Source organism: Arthrobacter sp. MYb229 (assembly GCF_002975405.1).
Classification (GTDB): domain Bacteria; phylum Actinomycetota; class Actinomycetes; order Actinomycetales; family Micrococcaceae; genus Glutamicibacter.
The window spans coordinates 404,171-420,787 of the sequence record NZ_PCPS01000002.1 but is presented as its reverse complement, the minus strand read 5'-3'; the positions used below and the strand labels follow the sequence as shown (position 1 = coordinate 420,787).

16 protein-coding genes are annotated in these 16,617 nt (G+C 64.0%); 9 read left to right on the top strand and 7 right to left on the bottom strand.

What is annotated here, in order from left to right; all coding sequences use genetic code 11:
- Positions 1–163 precede the first annotated feature (163 nt).
- Together pstS and CQ019_RS08375 are read right to left on the bottom strand one after the other, a co-directional pair.
- A complete protein-coding gene (gene pstS / locus CQ019_RS08380) occupies positions 164–1,306 on the bottom strand; it encodes a phosphate ABC transporter substrate-binding protein PstS (RefSeq protein WP_096288397.1) in 1,143 nt (380 codons plus the stop codon).
- A 174-nt stretch (positions 1,307–1,480) separates the two neighbouring features.
- Positions 1,481–2,665, bottom strand: a complete 1,185-nt coding sequence (locus CQ019_RS08375; protein WP_105569428.1) for a cation:proton antiporter — start codon at positions 2,663–2,665, stop codon at positions 1,481–1,483.
- Between the two features lie 216 nt (positions 2,666–2,881).
- On the opposite strand from CQ019_RS08375, the gene CQ019_RS08370 reads away from it, so the two are divergent.
- The 3 genes from CQ019_RS08370 to CQ019_RS08360 are packed head-to-tail and all read left to right on the top strand — an operon-like array spanning position 2,882 to position 5,891.
- Positions 2,882–3,952 carry an efflux RND transporter periplasmic adaptor subunit gene (locus CQ019_RS08370; RefSeq protein ID WP_105569427.1) on the top strand — a complete coding sequence of 357 codons (1,071 nt, stop codon included), beginning with the start codon at positions 2,882–2,884 and terminating at the stop codon, positions 3,950–3,952.
- Positions 3,952–4,659 carry an ABC transporter ATP-binding protein gene (locus tag CQ019_RS08365; protein WP_105569426.1) on the top strand — a complete coding sequence of 236 codons (708 nt, stop codon included), beginning with the start codon at positions 3,952–3,954 and terminating at the stop codon, positions 4,657–4,659. Before CQ019_RS08370 ends, CQ019_RS08365 begins: the two co-directional genes overlap by 1 nt.
- Positions 4,656–5,891, top strand: a complete 1,236-nt coding sequence (locus tag CQ019_RS08360) for an ABC transporter permease (RefSeq protein WP_105569425.1) — start codon at positions 4,656–4,658, stop codon at positions 5,889–5,891. Before CQ019_RS08365 ends, CQ019_RS08360 begins: the two co-directional genes overlap by 4 nt.
- A gap of 51 nt (positions 5,892–5,942) precedes the next feature.
- On the opposite strand, the gene CQ019_RS08355 is transcribed toward CQ019_RS08360, so the two are convergent.
- Positions 5,943–7,844, bottom strand: a complete 1,902-nt coding sequence (locus tag CQ019_RS08355) for a glycerophosphoryl diester phosphodiesterase membrane domain-containing protein (RefSeq protein ID WP_105552581.1) — start codon at positions 7,842–7,844, stop codon at positions 5,943–5,945.
- 174 nt (positions 7,845–8,018) lie between these two features.
- A complete protein-coding gene (locus CQ019_RS08350; RefSeq protein ID WP_096288385.1) occupies positions 8,019–8,495 on the bottom strand; it encodes a hypothetical protein in 477 nt (158 codons plus the stop codon).
- Between the two features lie 425 nt (positions 8,496–8,920).
- Between CQ019_RS08350 and CQ019_RS08345 the strand changes: the two genes are divergently transcribed.
- From CQ019_RS08345 to CQ019_RS08325, 5 genes are all read left to right on the top strand, one after another.
- Complete coding sequence (locus CQ019_RS08345) at positions 8,921–9,604, top strand: fasciclin domain-containing protein (RefSeq protein WP_096288383.1); 684 nt, start codon at positions 8,921–8,923, stop codon at positions 9,602–9,604.
- 181 nt (positions 9,605–9,785) lie between these two features.
- Positions 9,786–10,376, top strand: a complete 591-nt coding sequence (locus tag CQ019_RS08340) for a sigma-70 family RNA polymerase sigma factor (RefSeq protein ID WP_096288381.1) — start codon at positions 9,786–9,788, stop codon at positions 10,374–10,376.
- Positions 10,377–11,120 (top strand): anti-sigma factor, encoded by a 744-nt coding sequence (locus CQ019_RS08335; RefSeq protein WP_096254370.1) that lies wholly within the window; start codon positions 10,377–10,379, stop codon positions 11,118–11,120.
- An 84-nt stretch (positions 11,121–11,204) separates the two neighbouring features.
- The gene (locus tag CQ019_RS08330; RefSeq protein ID WP_105569424.1) at positions 11,205–12,593 is read left to right on the top strand and encodes a deoxyribodipyrimidine photo-lyase; all 1,389 of its coding nucleotides are present in this window, start codon (positions 11,205–11,207) and stop codon (positions 12,591–12,593) included.
- Between the two features lie 114 nt (positions 12,594–12,707).
- Entirely contained in the window at positions 12,708–14,273 is a 1,566-nt protein-coding gene (locus CQ019_RS08325; protein WP_105569423.1) for a molybdopterin-dependent oxidoreductase, read from the top strand.
- A 60-nt stretch (positions 14,274–14,333) separates the two neighbouring features.
- On the opposite strand, the gene CQ019_RS08320 is transcribed toward CQ019_RS08325, so the two are convergent.
- Both CQ019_RS08320 and CQ019_RS08315 read right to left on the bottom strand, forming a co-directional pair.
- A complete protein-coding gene (locus CQ019_RS08320; RefSeq protein WP_096254367.1) occupies positions 14,334–14,627 on the bottom strand; it encodes an antibiotic biosynthesis monooxygenase in 294 nt (97 codons plus the stop codon).
- Between the two features lie 69 nt (positions 14,628–14,696).
- Positions 14,697–15,152 carry a DUF6069 family protein gene (locus CQ019_RS08315; protein WP_105569422.1) on the bottom strand — a complete coding sequence of 152 codons (456 nt, stop codon included), beginning with the start codon at positions 15,150–15,152 and terminating at the stop codon, positions 14,697–14,699.
- A gap of 117 nt (positions 15,153–15,269) precedes the next feature.
- On the opposite strand from CQ019_RS08315, the gene arfB reads away from it, so the two are divergent.
- The gene (gene arfB, locus CQ019_RS08310; RefSeq protein ID WP_105552577.1) at positions 15,270–15,692 is read left to right on the top strand and encodes an alternative ribosome rescue aminoacyl-tRNA hydrolase ArfB; all 423 of its coding nucleotides are present in this window, start codon (positions 15,270–15,272) and stop codon (positions 15,690–15,692) included.
- A gap of 125 nt (positions 15,693–15,817) precedes the next feature.
- On the opposite strand, the gene CQ019_RS08305 is transcribed toward arfB, so the two are convergent.
- On the bottom strand, positions 15,818–16,534 hold the full coding sequence (locus tag CQ019_RS08305; RefSeq protein ID WP_105569421.1) for a FadR/GntR family transcriptional regulator: 717 nt from the start codon (positions 16,532–16,534) through the stop codon (positions 15,818–15,820).
- Between the last annotated feature and the right edge of the window lie 83 nt (positions 16,535–16,617).

Below are 16,617 nucleotides of genomic sequence, written 5' to 3'. Positions count from 1 at the left end.
ACAAGGGCTGCAACAGCACGCTGGTGCCCGGGAAGGCAGCGTGCTTCGGGGTGGAACGGCTCCAGTCCGCTCGTGTGCCGGCGGCACGGCACCGCAGGATCACCGGCCCGGCGTTGCCGATTCCCGCGCGCTGCCGGCCCCGGGGTAAGCGAGGCCGCCGCGGCTAGGAGCCGGCGGTGATCGAGTCGATGGCGGTGCGGGCTTCTTCGGCCAGCTGCTCGGGCATCGGGGCACTCTTGGCCGAGTCGGCGGACACCTTCTGGCCCTCGTCGCTGACCACGTATTGGCCGAAGGTCTTGGCCAGTTCCACGGTCTGCGCATCAGCATAGCTGCTGCAGAACAGCAGATAGGAGACCAGCACCAGCGGGTAGGCGCCCTCGGCGGTGGTTTTCCGGTCCAGCTCCAGCGCGATGTCGTGCTCCTTGCGGCCTTCGGCGCGTTCGGATTCGGCTACGGCCAGGGCCGCGGCCTCGCCGCTGACGGCCACGAATTCGCCGCCGACCTTCAGCTTCACCTTGCCCAGGTTCTCATCGACCAGGGAGTCATCGGCATAGGTCACCGCGCCCACCGCACGGGTCACCGTGGTCACCACGCCGGCGTTGCCCTGGGCCTTTTCCAGGCCGGTCGCATCCGGCCAGCCGCCATCGGGCTCATGGGCCCAGGCTTCGGGGGCAACGCTGTGCAGGTACTCCGTGAAGTTCTCGGTGGTTCCCGAGTCATCGGCACGGGCCACCCCGGTGAGCGGAACATCGGGCAGTTCCACCCCCGGATTCAGCGCGGTGATGGCGGGATCCTGCCAGGAGCGGATCTCGCCGGAGAAGATCCTGGCGATGGTCTCTGCGTCCATATTCAGCTCGCTGATCCCGGGCAGGTTGAAGGCGATGGTGATCGGGGAGATGTAGGCGGGGATGTTGATCGCGCCCTGCGGGCCGCAGGTTTCGATCGAGCGCTGGATCTCTTCTTCCTTGAGGTACGCATCGGATCCGGCGAATTCGGTGCCGCCGGCCAACAGCCCGGCGCGCCCGGCGCCGGAGCCCACCGAGGCGTACTGCACCTGGACCTTGGGGTGCAGCGTGGCGAATTCGGTGGTCCAGGCATTCATGGCGGAGTTCTGCGCCGTGGATCCGCCTCCGGTCAGCGTGCCTTCAAGATTCGAGGTATTGCCCTCCGCGGCATTCCGCTGCGCTTCGCCCAACGGGTAGTCCGACCCGCATCCGGCCAGCAATAGTGTCGCAGCCAGGCTTGCGGCGACTATGAGCTTGGGTGAACGGGCAGATGCCGACCGGCGGGGGAGGCTGGGGCGCACGGGTGCTCCTCAAATCTTGAACGAATTATTGGACAGGCTGAAGACACAAGTCAAGCATCATAATGCTCAAAGCTCGAAACGCATTACTTCGCGCTGGTGCAACCACCTTACGCCGAATCGGGCAGGCACGCGGTGCGCAATTCTCCGGCGCCGCGAAGCTCCCGGGCAGATCAATCAGCGGGCCAGCAGCTTCGCGGCCGCAGGGAAGATCAGCACCGTCAGCGCACCACCGGTGACCATCACGGACACGGTCACCTCGGAGAGAATCCCGCTGGAGGCCGCAAGCTGCGTGACCGCGACGATAATGGGCAGCCCGGTGGCGGCATAGAAACCCAAGGCCAGCGACTCGCGCGTGCCGCCGCGTCCCGAGCTGCGCGGCGCGAACCGTTCGCGCAGGAACACCGGCAGGCCGCGGACGAGGATGATCAGCGCGACAAATCCCAGCAGCATCGGCCATTGCGCGGCGACCTGCGCAAGGTTGATATTCATGCCGCTGGTCACGAAGAACACCGGGATCAGGAAGCTGAATCCCACGATTTCCACCTTGTGCATCACCTCTGCGGCATGCTCTGCCTTCACCGCCTTGAGCACCGCGTTGGCCAGGATCCCGGCGGCGAACGCGCCGAGGGCCACATCCAGCTCGAAGACCGCGGTCACCAGCATCAGCGAGACCAGGAGCAGCACCGTCAGCCGCATCATCGTCTGCATGGTGGAATTCGACGCCTTGGAGAAGGCGCGGGCCAGCAAGGGCACGCGCCGGAAGAAGCGCGCCGGGATGGCGATGGCCATTACGGCGATGAGCGCGAAGAGCACGAGCAGCCCGGCCGCCACCCAGGTTCCCCGGGTGGACAGCAGCAACGACATGGCCACGATCGGCAGCAATTCGCCATAGGCGCCATGCACCATCACGGCCCTGCCCAGCGCCGTGTCCATGGTGCCCGAATCCTTCAGAATCGGCAGCAAGGTGCCCAGCGCCGTGGAGGTCGAGGCGATGCCGAAGGCGATCGCGGCGGGCCAGTCCCCCTGCACGATGAAAAATGATGCGCCGATGCCAAGGGCCGCGCAAATCATCCAGGTGGCAGCCGCCCGCTTGCCCTGCGCGGCGCGCATGTCCGCGGTGTTGACCTCGAATCCGGCCAGCAGGAACAGGAATCCCATGCCCAGCTCGCGCAGGAATCCCACCGCTTCGGTTTGCTCGGCCAGGCCAAGCAGGTTCGGCCCGATCAAGGTGCCGAAGGCCAGAAGCCACACGACATCGGGCGCATAGCGCCGGGTCGCAATGGCCAGCAGTGGGGCCACCGCCGCGGCCAGGGCGATCCACCACACGGAGGTGAGATTCTCGACGAGCTCATGATGCATGTCGCCAGCTTAAGCGATGCGAAGCCCGCAGCGCGCCGCGCCACCGCCAACGGCACCCGTGAACCGCGACGCAGTACTTTTACTCCAGAAGCAGGTCGTAGCTGACCTGTAGAGTAAAAATCCAACATTTTCGGTTAAAGATGGGTTTATTCCGCAAATAAGCTTGGTATTTGCTGGACGCTTTGCTATTCATTGAATGGTGAAAAGAGTTACTGCATGAGCCAACGCCGCGTATTCCGCCGCTTCATCCTTCCTTCCGCCTGGCTGCTGATCGGCGCCCTCGTCGCCGTCAGCCTGGTCAAGCTCGCCTTCACCGGCAGCAGCTCGGCCGCCGAGGACCAGCTATATCCCACCGGCGAGGTGCCGGCCGAAACAATCATGGTGGAAACGGGCACCGTGGAGAACACCCTGTCGATTTCCGGGAGCATCAAGCTCGATGCGGCGCAGCCGCTGAACGCCCCGCTCGACGGCGTAGTGAACTGGGCCTTCGTGAAACCCGGTGACCACGTGAGCAAGGGCGACCGGATCTTCCAGATCCGCGCCGAAACCCAACCAGAGCCCGCCGAGACCACCGAGTCCGATCCAGAATCCTCTGCCGGAGAGGAGCCGGCGCCGGCCGCCGAACCGATGCTGGCCTACCACGATGTGTACGCTCCGGCCACCGGCAAGGTCGGCAAATTCGCCATCGAACTCGACGACGAGGTCACCAAGGGCGCCGACTTGGCCAAGGTGCAACCGCAGAACTTCAAGGCAGTCGGGACGATCAGCCCGCTGGACCGCTACCGGCTCATGGACGGAACGCTCGAGGCCACGATCACCATCGAGGGCGGGCCCGAGCCCTTCACCTGCAAAAATCTGAGCGTGGGCGATACCGCCTCGGCCACGGTGGACGCCGATTCCGCGGAGCAGGAGATGGACCCGGGAATGGGCTCGATGTCCACCGAGGGGCAGAGCTCCGGAGCCTCGGGCAGCGAAATTTCCTGCGACGTTCCGGCAGACACCGTCGTCTTCGATGGGCTGTCCATGGCCATGTCCATCGATGCCGGGTCCGCCGAAGAGGTGCTGACCGTGCCGGTCACCGCGGTCCGTGGACTGGTCGGCAGCGGCGCCGTGTGGCTGCTCGACGAGAACGGCAAGGAGATCCGCACCGAGGTGGAACTCGGGGTCACCGACGGCAAGGTCGTCGAGGTGGCTTCCGGGCTGAAGGCCGGAGCCGAGGTGCTGCGCTACGTTCCGGGCTCCGCTCCCGAGCCGGCTGAAGGCCCGGGAATGGAGATGTACCCCTGATGAGTTCTGCTCAGCTGCTGAAGCTTGAGAACGTCACCCGCAGCGTCCGGCTGCCCGATGACAGCGAACTGCGCATTTTGTCCGGCATCGACCTGACCGTCGCCGAGGGCGACCATATCGCCATCGTCGGGCGCTCGGGCACCGGGAAGTCCACGCTGCTGAACATCCTCGGACTGCTGGACCGGCCGACCTCGGGCACCCTGGCCTGGCGGGGAAAGGACGCCACGAAGCTCAGCGCCCGGCAGGCCGCCGCGGCCCGCGGCCGGGACCTGGGTTTTGTCTTCCAGCAGTTCAACCTGCTGCCCGGACGCACCGCGCTGGAGAATGTGATGGCGCCGCTGATGTACTCCAGCGGCCGCGACTTCTGGCAACGCCGCAGGCTGGCCGCCGAGTCGCTGGACCGGGTGGGGCTTGGCGCCCGGCTCGATTCCATGCCGCAGACCCTGTCCGGCGGCGAGCAGCAGCGCGTGGCCATCGCCCGCGCCCTGGTCCGCCGCCCGCGCGTGGTGCTCGCCGATGAGCCCACCGGCGCGCTGGACGTGGCCACCGGCCGCGCGGTGATGGAGCTATTGGATGCGGCCACCGTCGAATCCGGCGCCGCGCTGATCACCATCACCCACGATTCCAATGTTGCGGCGCTGGCCCGCGAGCGCTTGAGCCTCGACGGCGGACGGCTGCATCCGCTGAGCCAGGAGGCCGCGCGATGAACACCCTGGCCCGCATCTTCACCGGATTCATCGCCGCCCTGCTCGAGGCCTGGCAGGAGCTGCGCATCCATCGGCTGCGGGTGCTGCTCTCGCTGATCGGGGTGACCATCGCGGTGGCCTCGCTGACCACCGCGGTGGCCGGAGCGCAAATGGCCCAGCAGCTGATGACCGAACAGCTCGAGCGCAACGGGCGTCCGGCGATGATCAGCACCTACGCCATGGACCCCGCCAGCCAAGGACCGCCGCAGAGCTCCGCGGAGATCACCGCGGCCTTCGAGAAAACCAGCGAGCGCTTCAAGATCGAGTACACCTCGCTGATCGGCCGCACCTTCGGGACGCAGGCGGTCCGCCAGGGCCTGTCGGTGGGTACCGAGATGCAGGTGGTCGACCCGGACTATGGCCCGATGCACCGGATCTTCGCCCAGCACGGACGCTGGCTGGAGGACGCCGACGCGCAGAACCTCTCCCCCGCGGTGGTCGTGGACAAGACCACGCTCAGCGCGCTGGGCATGGAAGATGGCACGCTGCCGGCGACCATCGAGCTGCGCGGCCTCGGCGGCGACGTTTCGGTCACCGTCATCGGCGCCACCTCCACTCGGGGCTACGGATCGATGGGGCAGATGTGGATGCTGCCCGAGACCTACGAGCACTGGTTCGCGGCCGCCGCCCCGCTCAGCGATGTCAGCTATGCCATGTGGGTGCCCATCGAGGGCTCCGAGGAACTGGCCAGTCATTTCGCCCGGCAGATGCAGGCGGAACTTCCCGGCTACGTCGTCGATTCCCAGCGCCAGGACTATTTGGCCTGGGGCAACGACGAGTCCCTGAAGCAGGTCGCCCTGGTGGTCAGCTCGATCGCCGGCATCATTTTGCTGCTGGGTTCGCTGAGCCTGCTCAACGTGGCCATGGTGACGATGAAGCAGCGGATCCGCGAGGTCGGGATCCGGCGCAGCTTCGGCGCCACCACCGGGCGGGTGTTCTTCTCGGTGATGATGGAAAGCGTCGTGGCCACCGCCGTGGCCGGCGGGCTCGGGGTGCTGATCTCCGTGGCCCTGGTCTCGAACCCGAAGCTGATCAATGCCGTGATGGCCACCGGGCTGGATGAGATGCCCGGGTTCCCGGTGCAGGCCGCGCTGCTGGGCATGGGCGTGTCCATTGCCGTCGGCGCGTTGACCGGCGTTTTGCCCGCCCTGGTGGCCGCTCGGGTGCGCATCGTCGACGCGATCCGCGTCTGATACGCCGCTCGCCGGGCAGGCCCACCCGGGTTGGCCCGGTGGGGGTCCTGGCTACCGGAACAGATCCAGGTGGGCCAGGGCTACCCCCACCCGGTAGGCGGAGCGCGGGCTGCTGGAGACCAGTTCCCTGTCGTGCAAGGCAATATCTACGCTGTCGGTCACGATGCCGTCCACTCCGAGGCTCAATAGTTCGCGAATGGTCGCCTCGTCATTAACCGTCCAGACAAAGACCGGTTTGCCTTCGGCTTGAGCCGCGCGCAGCACCGCTGGATTGAAGGAGGCCTGTTCCACGACGATGAAGTCGGCTGCGACGTCGGGTATGGCTCCGATGCTCATGGCAATCGTCAGCCCCACCTGCAGCTCCGGGCGGCGCTGCTTGATCTCGCGCACGGCTTCTGGATCCAGCGAGTGATAGATATTCGCCTCGGCACTCCCCGTTGCATCCACCTCGGCGAGGAAACGATCCAGGTAGCCGGCGGACTCATGCCCGGTCACCTTGAGTTCAACCAGCAGCGGGATCTGCAGTTCCGCTGCCCGGTTCAGGTACTCGGTCATGGTGGGAATCTTGCCGGTGAACCCTCCCACGGATTGGGTCACGGCGGTGACCTCGGCAACGCTCATGTCATAGATGTTCTCGTTGCGTCCGGCGACAACCAGCAGATTGGTATCGTGGCTGGCCACGAAGTGGCCGTCTTTGGTCTCCTGGAAATCGGCCTCGACGTAGTCCGGCTGCAGCTTTGCGGCGGCTTCCAACCCGCCGATGGTGTTTTCCACTCCGCCGCCGGAGAATCCACGGTGCGCCAGAATGGCGGTGTCGGCGGCACGCGAAAAGGTGCCGGCCATAACCGGGGCCGCATTCACGCTTCCGGCCAGCACCAGTGCGCAGGCAGCCGCGGCTCCCATCGCACGGAGCAGCCTTGACCCAATGGCGGGCGCCGGTTCCCGCAAGCTGGCCAAATTATCTGGCAGCCCGAGCCGGGACCGGGTAGCTGCCACGAGCACCTGGATGATCACCACGGTCGTCGCGCCAATGACCAGGAATCCCAGGCCCTGGCCAACACCGATGCCGAGCGAAGCGGCCCAGGCCGCCCCTTCGGGCTCCAGGAATCCGCCAGCGGCGGCCGAGCCCCACACCAGGAACTCGACGATAAATGACATCAACAGGGCGGAAGCCAGCACCGGAACACCCAGCAGCGCCGCGGAGCGCCAGAAAGTCCGCCGGGTGGCACGCAGGCTCTCGACGATCGCACGATAGGGCCGTCGCCGGCCCACCACGAACATTGGCAGCGTCAGCATCAGGCGCAGATTGAGGTAGATCACTGCGCCGATGATGGCGGCGTACAAGCTGCCGCTCAGTGGTGTCTTCAGGTACTCCCGGGTGATGAACGGCGGGATATCGATGCCTTGGATGAGCACGGAAGACAGGCCGAGCCCACCGAGCGGAAGCACCACGAATAGGTAGGCCATGAGCAGCGGCGAGGGGTACCGGGCAAAGCGGCCCAAGGCGCTGCAGGTCTCGCTGGCTATGCCGCGCATGGTTGGCGGCAGGCCGGCTTGCTGTCGATTGACCATGACGATGAGGGCAGAGAACTGCAGGCCCATCGCAAGCAGCACCAGGACGGCGATCAAAAGGAGCAATAAGACGGCGCTCGGGTCCGCAAGCATCACCGGCAAATTGCGATCGGTGAGGTTCGTCAGCCCGCAGGATTCCAACGCCAGGGAAAACAGCGCCTTGACCCCGGGGATCACGGCCAGTGCGTTGACCAACTGCAGGGTGATGATGACGGCGAGATACCGCAGAGTGTGCGCATGCCCCAGGCGCAGCCCATGGGTGATGAGCCCAAGAGCCGAAGGCGCAGCCAACCGTCCGCGGCCTTGCCCGGACCGGTCCGAACCACGCGTTGCGGGGCCGGCGCTTTGGTCCGTTTCACCGGCTCCCGAGGGTTCCTTCATCGTCCGGGTCCTACTTTCAGGTTTCGTGTGCAATATGGCGCCAGTGCAACGTTTTGGAAGTAGTTGACCTTGGTCTCTTCCTATTCTAGAACTGCACGACTTGCGCGCCCTGCGGCTGGGATCTTCGGGCGGCGGCCATCTTCGGCGGATCGGCCAATGGCTGGTGCGGTCCTGCTATTTTTTGGCGAAGGCCGGCGTGCTAACCGCACATTCCACCGGCTTTCCGGGCTCCCCGGTGACCGCCGCGATTTCCTTGACGCCATCGAGCAGGACTCGGCAGGTGGCTGTGGCTCCGGCACGTGGGGCGGCTGAGACTCCGGCTTCTTCTTCGGCCGTCACCATGACCGTTTCCTGCCATGTGGCGCTCCGCTTTTTTGCCGGATCATTTGTTGTCGCCACCTCGCCAACCGCGGTCTCACTGGAAACTTCGCCTCGAGTCGGTGCCTCCAGGTACTTCACGTCATCAATGCCATTGACGGTTCCCCCGGTCACCGACACTTCGTAGGTGACGCTCCAGGCATCCGCGGTCTGTCTGCCGAAGGACTCAACCATGCCGCAGGCGGTGGCCGATAGACCCAAGACAACAAGCAATGAACATGCCCCGAGAATTTTCGAGATTCGTTTCGTCTTCGTGTTCTGGGAAATTTTCATTCTTTTCCTTCGTTCATGCGTACTTTGCTAGGTGTCGCCACCATATCTACGGTACAAGCCAGATAGTCGGCTTCGCCTCGCCCGGCAAAGGGAGATCTCGGCATTAGTGGCTCCACCCACGGGACTAGATGCCAACGGGCTGAACTGCCTATTGATGCCAGCGAACGGTCCACGCAAGCCAGCAGAGCCATGACCCAGCGGCAGCTCTCATCCCGGACAAAGCACTAGGTCCAAGACCAAGGGTGGTGCCAGCCGCTTTCGCGCACTCATGGCGAGCGCTAATCCAGGCCGAAATCCCGAGTTTTAATATTTTTCGAGAATTTTCAATCCTTTCCCCATCCGGCTCCGAATGCTTCATGACAGCCCGCACCGACAGGGTCGGGGAAGTACGGCGAGAGTAGTCGTCGTAAGGCAAGGAGATAGACATGAAACGCATGAATCGCAATTTCGCCGGCGCTCTCGGATTGATGGCAGTGGCCGCGATGGGGCTCACCGCCTGCTCGACCGGATCAGAAACCGCCGAGCCTTCGGCCTCCAGCTCCATGGCCGCACCAAGCAGCTCGGCCATGGCCAGCGAATCTGCCATGGGTGACGCGGAAATGGATCCCGCAGCGAATCTCGTTGGTTCCGGTTGCGCCGCCTACGCCGAGGCAGTTCCAAGCGGCGACGGATCGGTCGCAGGCATGGCCAAGGACCCGGTAGCGGTGGCAGCCTCGAACAACCCGCTGCTGAAGACCCTGACCGCCGCCGTGTCGGGAGAGTTGAACCCTGATGTAGATCTCGTGGACACCCTCAATGGTGACGAGTTCACGGTCTTCGCCCCGGTTGACGACGCTTTCGCAGCAATCCCGGAAAAGGACCTCAACGCGGTAGTTGAGGACGCAGATACGCTCAGCGGCATCTTGACCTACCATGTGGTCCCCGGCCAGATTGTTCCTTCGGATCTTTCGGGCTCCTACACCACCGTTGCAGGCCAGGATCTCGAGGTCACCGGCAGCGGCGACGAGCTCGAAGTCAATGGTGCTTCGGTCATCTGTGGTGGCGTGCAGACCGCCAATGCGACCGTCTACTTGGTCGACGAAGTGCTGATGCCACCGGCAAAGAAGTAACCTCGGCCGGTAGCAGCAATTCTCCAGGCGTTTAGCTGGTCGGTGTTTGGTGGTTCACTCTTCAAACACCGGCCACTAGACGTTTAATGGGCAGAACTCGGGATGGCCGTCCGGGGCATGAACTACGAACAGAGGTAATTTGGTACGCCTGTATGCGAGTCCCGGTGCTAGGCTCGACTCCATGGAATCACCACGGAGCGCGGCTGGCACAAGGCCTCCGGTTGGCGACCGTTCCGCCGAGTATTGGACCGATGTTTGCCAGCGGGTCGCCGACGGCGAGCATCAGGCGTTCGATTCGCTGTACGCAGAGCTGTCTCCGATCGTCTATGGAATCTCGGTGCGGCTGATACGCAATTCGGCCCAAGCCTCGGAGGTGACCCAAGAGGTCATGCTCGAGATTTGGAACAACGCCCAAGGCTATCGTGCAGGTTCCGGCACCATCTATGCCTGGGCTTCGACGATCGCCCGCCGCCGGGCGATCGACCGGATTCGTTCCGAGGAAGCGCGAACCCAGCGCGAGGACCGCAGCTTCACCGTCGAGCGGGAAGTCCCCGAAATCGATGAGTTCCTCATGGAACAGGTCGATTCGCAGCGGGTGCGCCATTGCTTGGACACCTTGACCGTTAAGGAAAAGCAGACGGTTTTGGACACCTACTACGGCGGGCGGACCTACGCCCAGGTGGCCGAAAGCCGGGAGATGCCGCTGGCTACGGTGAAATCAAGAATCCGCAGCGCCCTGCAGCGCTTGAAAACATGTTTGGAGGTGGCCTAAATGAATTACAAGGAAACTGACGGCTCATTGAGCGCCCACGAGCATGAGCTGCTGACCGGGTTGGCGCTGGAAGCCCTCGACTCCCCCGAAGAACGCCAACAGGCCGAGGAACTGGCCAGTTCCAACCAGGAAGCCGCCAACTGGCTTCGCGGCTACCGCGAAACGATCGCGCAGATCGACCAGGCGGCCTCGGTCGAGCCGCCGGCGGAGCTGCGCGACAAGGTCTTCGCCGCGTTGCCGGCCCAAGCCGATCCGGCGCCGATTTCCCTGCATGAGCGGCGCGAGCAGAAGCAGCGCCGCGCCCCTCGCCTAGGTTGGCTCGCCGCCGCCGCGGCGGCAGTGGTGCTAATCGCGGTGCCGACTACCATTGCGGTGAACCAGCACGAGCGGGCCACCACCGCCGAGACCCAGCGCAACGAATTGCTTTCCATTCTTGATGGCCAGCAGGTGAAGGTCGTCAGCACGGAAATGGCAGACGGGCAGGGCAAGATGATGCTGCTGGCCTCCTCGACGGGGTCGGTGGTCCTGGGCCAGGATCTGCCGGCAATCGACGATCAGCACGATTACCAGTTGTGGACCATAGCCGCCGGCGAGTCTCCGGTACCCGCGGACGTGATGCCCCATGGCAATTGGACCGCGCAATTCCCCGCCATGCCCGAGGGCATGGCCATCGCCTTGACGGTGGAACCTGCAGGTGGGTCGCAAGCCCCGACCACCGATCCGGTGATGGTGCTCGCCGGCTAGAAAGTCCGTGCGGATGAGCTCCTTCTGCACCATTTAGTTAGCCAAGCTAGATATATACTAGGCTGTGTTCATGAGGAAGAATCCATGAGCCACCGGCCGCAGGCAGTTCAACTGGTCTTGTTCCGCGATGATTTGCGCACCGTGGACCATCCGGCGCTTCACGCGGCGCGGGATGCAGGAGACACAGTTGCCCTCTATATCCTCGATGAGCAGTCCCCTGGGATCCGTCCACTCGGCGGCGCCGCGCGCTGGTGGCTGCATCAGGCACTGCTCAGCCTGCGCGAATCACTGGATGACCTCGGCATCCCGCTGATCTTGCGCCGCGGCCCCGCGGCCAGGATCCTCGCCGAGCTGAGCCAGGACGGCAACCTAGACGAGGTGCACTGGAACAGGCGCTACGGCGAAGCCGAACGCGCGGTGGACGCGGAACTCAAGCTCCAGTTGCGCGGCGACGGGATCGCCGCGCACAGCTACTCCGCCGCACTGCTGCATGAACCATGGGAACTGCTGACCCAGAACGGGACCGGCTACAAGGTCTTCACGCCCTTCTACAATTCGCTGCGCGCGCAGGAACTACGCCCGCCGTTGCCCGCGCCGGCGCCGCAGCAGCGCCAGGGCTTTCCGCTGCCGCCCAGCGAATCGCTCGATGATTGGAAACTGCTGCCGACAACCCCGGATTGGTCGGAGGGGCTTGCTGCGACCTGGACCCCAGGGGAGCCAGCGGCCCAGGAACGCTTGGCCGAGACCCTCTCCTCGATAGCGCAGGACTACGCCGAGCATCACGACCGCCCGGACCTCGATGGTACTTCCGCCCTTTCCCCGGCGCTGCGCTGGGGCCATCTCAGCGCCCACCAGGTCTGGGATGAGCTCAGCAAATATGCCGCCCACTCCCCCGGTGCCGCCCAGGGAGCGGCTGCCATGCGCCGCCAAGTGGCCTGGCGGGACTTCTGCTGGCATCTCTACTACCACCACCCGCAGCTTCCCACCGAAAACCTGCGGTCCGAATTCGACGATTTCGCGTGGGCCTGGCCCGCAGACGGCAAAGAGGTGGCAGAAAAAGTTGCCTGCTGGCAGCGCGGCCGTACCGGCTTCGGGCTCGTGGATGCCGGGATGGCGCAGCTCTGGCACACCGGCTGGATGCACAATCGCGTGCGGATGGTCACCGCAAGCCTGCTGGTGAAGAATCTGGCGGTCCATTGGAAAGTCGGCGAGCAGTGGTTCTGGGATACGCTCGTCGACGCGGATGTGGCCTGCAATAGCGCAAACTGGCAATGGGTCGCCGGCAGCGGAGCCGATGCCAGCCCGTACTTCCGGGTCTTCAATCCCGAACTGCAGGCCAAGAAATTTGATCCGCGCGGATCCTATGTGGCCCGGTACGCGCCGTTGGCCGCGGAACCACTGGTCGATCTCAAGGAATCACGCGAACAAGCGCTGGAAGCCTACAGCGAGATGAAATTGCGGCAGGGCAAGTAATTTCCAAAAACTTCCGCATCCGCCAATCCAGATGCGCTACAGTTCCGAATACCCAGTAGGCGGTCCCCTTGCCTATTGGGGGCATGGGCATGACAACGTTTGAGGTGGTCTGAGATGGACGATTCAAGAGGACAGAAAAGGTCCGGGCTTTTCGCCTTTGGATTTGCGGGCCTGGTATCCGCAGCGGTGCTTTTTGCGGTCGCCCAATTGGTGTCGGTATTTTTCGCCACCTCCTCTGCGCCCGGAGTAGCGCTAGGCTCGACCTTCATCGACTTCACCCCGCCGTGGCTGAAGGATTTTGCCATTGCGACCTTCGGGACCAACGACAAGCTCGCCCTGTTCATCTCCATCGGAATTGTTGCCGCGCTACTCGCGGCGCTGGTGGGACTGCTCGCTCGGCGAAGCTTTGCCGCAGCGGCGGCGGCCATCCTCGTCCTGGCTGCGGTGATCGGCGCTGCCGTCATCACGCGTTCCGCGACCGACCCCATGGATCTGGTCCCGGTGGTGGTCGGTACGCTGCTGGGGCTTGGAACGCTGAAATGGCTGACCGGGCTGGCCACCACGAGCTACTCACCGGCGGCCGCGGAGGAAACCAGCCCCGGCCCCTCCCGGCGGAAGTTCCTGCTGGCTTCCTCGCTCTCCTTGCTGGGGGCGCTTGTTGTCGCAGGTGTCGGAGCCTCGATTTCCGCAACACGAAATGCCGCCGAGGCGGCCCGCCTGGCGCTCGGTTTGCCTGCGGCCAAGGTGAAAGCCGCCAAGGTTCCGGCTGGAGCGCAGGTAGAGCTTGCAGGAATGCCGAAGTTCGTCACTCCCAACGAGGATTTCTACCGCATCGACACCGCGCTGTCGGTCCCGCGGCTCGACCCCGCCGAGTGGTCGCTGCGTGTGCACGGCATGGTCGAGAACGAATTCACCATGAGCTTCGATGAGCTCTTGGGCCAAGATTTGGTGGAAAGCTACCTCACGCTGACCTGCGTCTCGAACCCGGTCGGCGGAGATCTTGTGGGCAATGCCAAATGGCTCGGCTACCCGCTGCGCAATCTACTTGAACGTGCGGTTCCGCAAAACGGTGCGGATATGGTGCTGTCGACATCCAGCGATGGCTTCAGCGCTTCGACGCCAATTGAGGTGCTCACCGATGACCGCATGGCCCTGTTGGCCGTCGGCATGAACGATGAGCCCTTGCCGCTGGAGCATGGCTTCCCGGTGCGCATGGTTGTCCCGGGCCTCTACGGCTACGTCTCGGCGACCAAGTGGGTAGTGGATCTGGAGGTCACCCGTTTTGCCGACAAGGAAGCCTACTGGACCACCCGCGGCTGGTCGGAGCGCGGACCAATCAAGATGTCTTCGCGAGTGGACGTGCCGCGCTCCTTCACTCAGCTCCCGCCCGGAGAGGTCGTCATGGGAGGCACCGCGTGGGCGCAGACAACCGGCATCTCGAAGGTCGAGGTCAAGATCGACGACGAACCCTGGCAGGAGGCCGAGCTGGCCGACGAAGCCACGCTGGATACCTGGCGCCAATGGCGCTACGTCTGGAAGGGTGGATCCCCGGGCAACCATTCGGTCACGGTGCGCGCCTACGATGCCGAGGGAGAAATGCAAACCAGCGAGCGGGCTGATCCGGTGCCCAACGGGGCCAGCGGCTGGCAACGCGTGCAGTTCTCCGTCACCGACTCATAAACGCTGCGTGGATCCACCCCTCGTTGACGGCGCAGCGGCCTCGGCAGCTATCGTTGAGCGCTAGAGTTCGACAATCTCGAATTCCATCAGATCCGCGCCGGAAGCGACAGGCTTCTTCTCCGCGCCTGAGTGCGCGGCATCCGCACGCGTCTCGCGCCAGTTCTCAAAATCCTCGCGCGTAGCCCACTGGGTGAACACAAAGTAGCGGTCCTCGCCGGACACCGGGCGCAGAAGCTTGAACCCCTCGAAACCCGGCGAGCCATCCACCGAGTGCTTGCGAGCCGCGAAACGCTTTTCCAGCTCCGGACCGGCTTCGTTTGGCACCTTCAACGCATTGATGACGACGATCGACATGAATTTCCCTTCATTGCCCAACTGGCGTTGGGCTACCGATGATTCATATCTCAGCCTACCTCCGTCCCCTCAGGCCACGCGAAGCTGCTTCGCCTGCAACCGCTCTAGCTTGGACTTCCTGGCCAGCTTGTTCGAATTGTCCACCGCCATGTACCAGGAGGCACCAACAACCAGCAGAATCAGCGAAAGCCCGATACCGCTGGCCAGATCGGCCGCGAACAGGATCGGGTTGATGACGGAAACAACCATCACCGCGGCACCGGCCCACTGGGCGAATTTGCAGAACCCCGGACGGACACGCCCAATCAGGAAGGTCAGGAATCCCAGAATGAGAAATGGCAGCGCGATGAAGCGGACAATACCGAAGAAATCAACGTTCTGGAAGATGCCTCCGGTGAATCTCATCGAACCGCCGGCAACCCCGCTGATAAAGAACACAAAAACGCTCGTGACCACCGCGCTAAACGCGGCGATGACAACTTGAACGTAGTTGAAAGGCATCTTGTACTTCATTTCAGCACTCATGGCTGAACATCTCCTCGACCAATCGAAAACGGATAACCCTCCAATTTAAATGTACGCCCGTTTGGATGACTTGAACCCAGGAGATTCCGCTTTCGCTTCCCATGGGAAGCTTGATATATGGATATAGAGATCACGCGCGCACTGAGCATTCCGGAGTCGGAGCTCAACTGGCGCTTCTCACGTTCCTCCGGTCCCGGCGGGCAACATGTCAATACCTCCGATAGCCGCGTCGAACTGTCCTGGTCCGTAGCGGGTTCGCGGATGCTCAGCGATTACCAGCGTCAGCGCCTGCTCGATCGCTTGGATTCTCGGCTCATCGCAGGGGTCCTCACCGTCAGTGCCTCCGAGCAGCGCTCCCAGCTGCGCAACCGCGAGATCGCCATGCAGAAAATTGCCGATCTGGTCGGCACGGCGCTGGCTCCCGACGGCCCCCGCCGACGTGCAACGAAGCCGACCAAGGGGTCGCAACGGCGCCGCCTGGCCACGAAGTCGCGCCGCTCGGAAACGAAGCAGCAACGCAAAAAGCCCTCCGCCGAGTAGGCCACTTGGGTGAATCATGGACTAAATCACCGGCAAAAAACGCGCGTTGGCTCTTCCCCGAAGCAGAGCAGTGAATGCCTGCGGCATTTCCGGTTCCGCCTATTGGAGCGCCTAGGGCCCGGGAGCTAGCCTTTTCCCGCCTGCTGGCGGAGTATGAAGGTATTGAGATCTTCGAGGGTCTGGCGCATATGGCCATCCATGGCTTCGCGGGCGCGGGAACTGTCGCGCTGCCCCAGCGCCTGGCGGATTTTTTCGTGTTCCGCGATGGCATGGGCCTGGATTTGCGGAAAGGCGCTGGTTTCCCGCCGGCGGGAGGCCAGCACCCGGCCCAGCGGCTCGAAGAGGGCCGCGAGGAAGACGTTGCCCGAGGCGCGCAGGATCTGATCATGGAATTCGAGGTCTGCATCCACGAAACGATCCAGGTCGGCTTCTTGGTGGGCGGCCTTCATCTCGGAAACCAGTTCATCGAGCCGGGCCAGCTGCGCGTCGCTGATCTTGCTCGCCGCCAGCTCGCAGGCTCCGGTCTCCAGCATTCTGCGCAGTTCGATGAGCTGCACGGCGGCCGCAGCGGCCCCGACGCCCTCGGTGGTTGCCCGGAGCACCGCTTCCAGCGAACTCCACATGCTCACGGGATTCACATAGGTGCCGCGGCCGCGCTCAACCCGGATGATGCCCTGCGCCGCGAGGATCTTGATCGCTTCGCGCACGGTCATCCGGCTGACGTCGAGCGCCGCGCAGAGCTCCAGCTCGCCGGGAATGAGCTCGTCAACTGCTAATTCCCCGCCGATGATCCGGTCAAGCACGTCATCCGCGACCTGCGTGACCAGTGACTTTCGAGACACGGTTCCTCCATCCTTGAGGCCCGATGCCCCCTTGCAGACTTATCCAGTCTATGTGCCCGCGGCTGTTGCGGTGCGCGGAATTC

What these genes read in the sequence shown, in the direction of transcription:
- CQ019_RS08330 (WP_105569424.1), top strand. Translation starts at nt 11,205, where the DNA reads ATGAGCCACCGGCCGCAGGCAGTTCAACTGGTCTTGTTCCGCGATGAT.
- CQ019_RS08365 (WP_105569426.1), top strand. Translation starts at nt 3,952, where the DNA reads ATGAGTTCTGCTCAGCTGCTGAAGCTTGAGAACGTCACCCGCAGCGTC.
- CQ019_RS08340 (WP_096288381.1), top strand. Translation starts at nt 9,786, where the DNA reads ATGGAATCACCACGGAGCGCGGCTGGCACAAGGCCTCCGGTTGGCGAC.
- CQ019_RS08345 (WP_096288383.1), top strand. Translation starts at nt 8,921, where the DNA reads ATGAAACGCATGAATCGCAATTTCGCCGGCGCTCTCGGATTGATGGCA.
- CQ019_RS08325 (WP_105569423.1), top strand. Translation starts at nt 12,708, where the DNA reads ATGGACGATTCAAGAGGACAGAAAAGGTCCGGGCTTTTCGCCTTTGGA.
- CQ019_RS08370 (WP_105569427.1), top strand. Translation starts at nt 2,882, where the DNA reads ATGAGCCAACGCCGCGTATTCCGCCGCTTCATCCTTCCTTCCGCCTGG.
- CQ019_RS08335 (WP_096254370.1), top strand. Translation starts at nt 10,377, where the DNA reads ATGAATTACAAGGAAACTGACGGCTCATTGAGCGCCCACGAGCATGAG.
- CQ019_RS08360 (WP_105569425.1), top strand. Translation starts at nt 4,656, where the DNA reads ATGAACACCCTGGCCCGCATCTTCACCGGATTCATCGCCGCCCTGCTC.
- CQ019_RS08350 (WP_096288385.1), bottom strand. Translation starts at nt 8,495, where the DNA reads ATGAAAATTTCCCAGAACACGAAGACGAAACGAATCTCGAAAATTCTC.
- CQ019_RS08320 (WP_096254367.1), bottom strand. Translation starts at nt 14,627, where the DNA reads ATGTCGATCGTCGTCATCAATGCGTTGAAGGTGCCAAACGAAGCCGGT.
- CQ019_RS08355 (WP_105552581.1), bottom strand. Translation starts at nt 7,844, where the DNA reads ATGAAGGAACCCTCGGGAGCCGGTGAAACGGACCAAAGCGCCGGCCCC.
- arfB (WP_105552577.1), top strand. Translation starts at nt 15,270, where the DNA reads ATGGATATAGAGATCACGCGCGCACTGAGCATTCCGGAGTCGGAGCTC.
- CQ019_RS08315 (WP_105569422.1), bottom strand. Translation starts at nt 15,152, where the DNA reads ATGAGTGCTGAAATGAAGTACAAGATGCCTTTCAACTACGTTCAAGTT.
- CQ019_RS08375 (WP_105569428.1), bottom strand. Translation starts at nt 2,665, where the DNA reads ATGCATCATGAGCTCGTCGAGAATCTCACCTCCGTGTGGTGGATCGCC.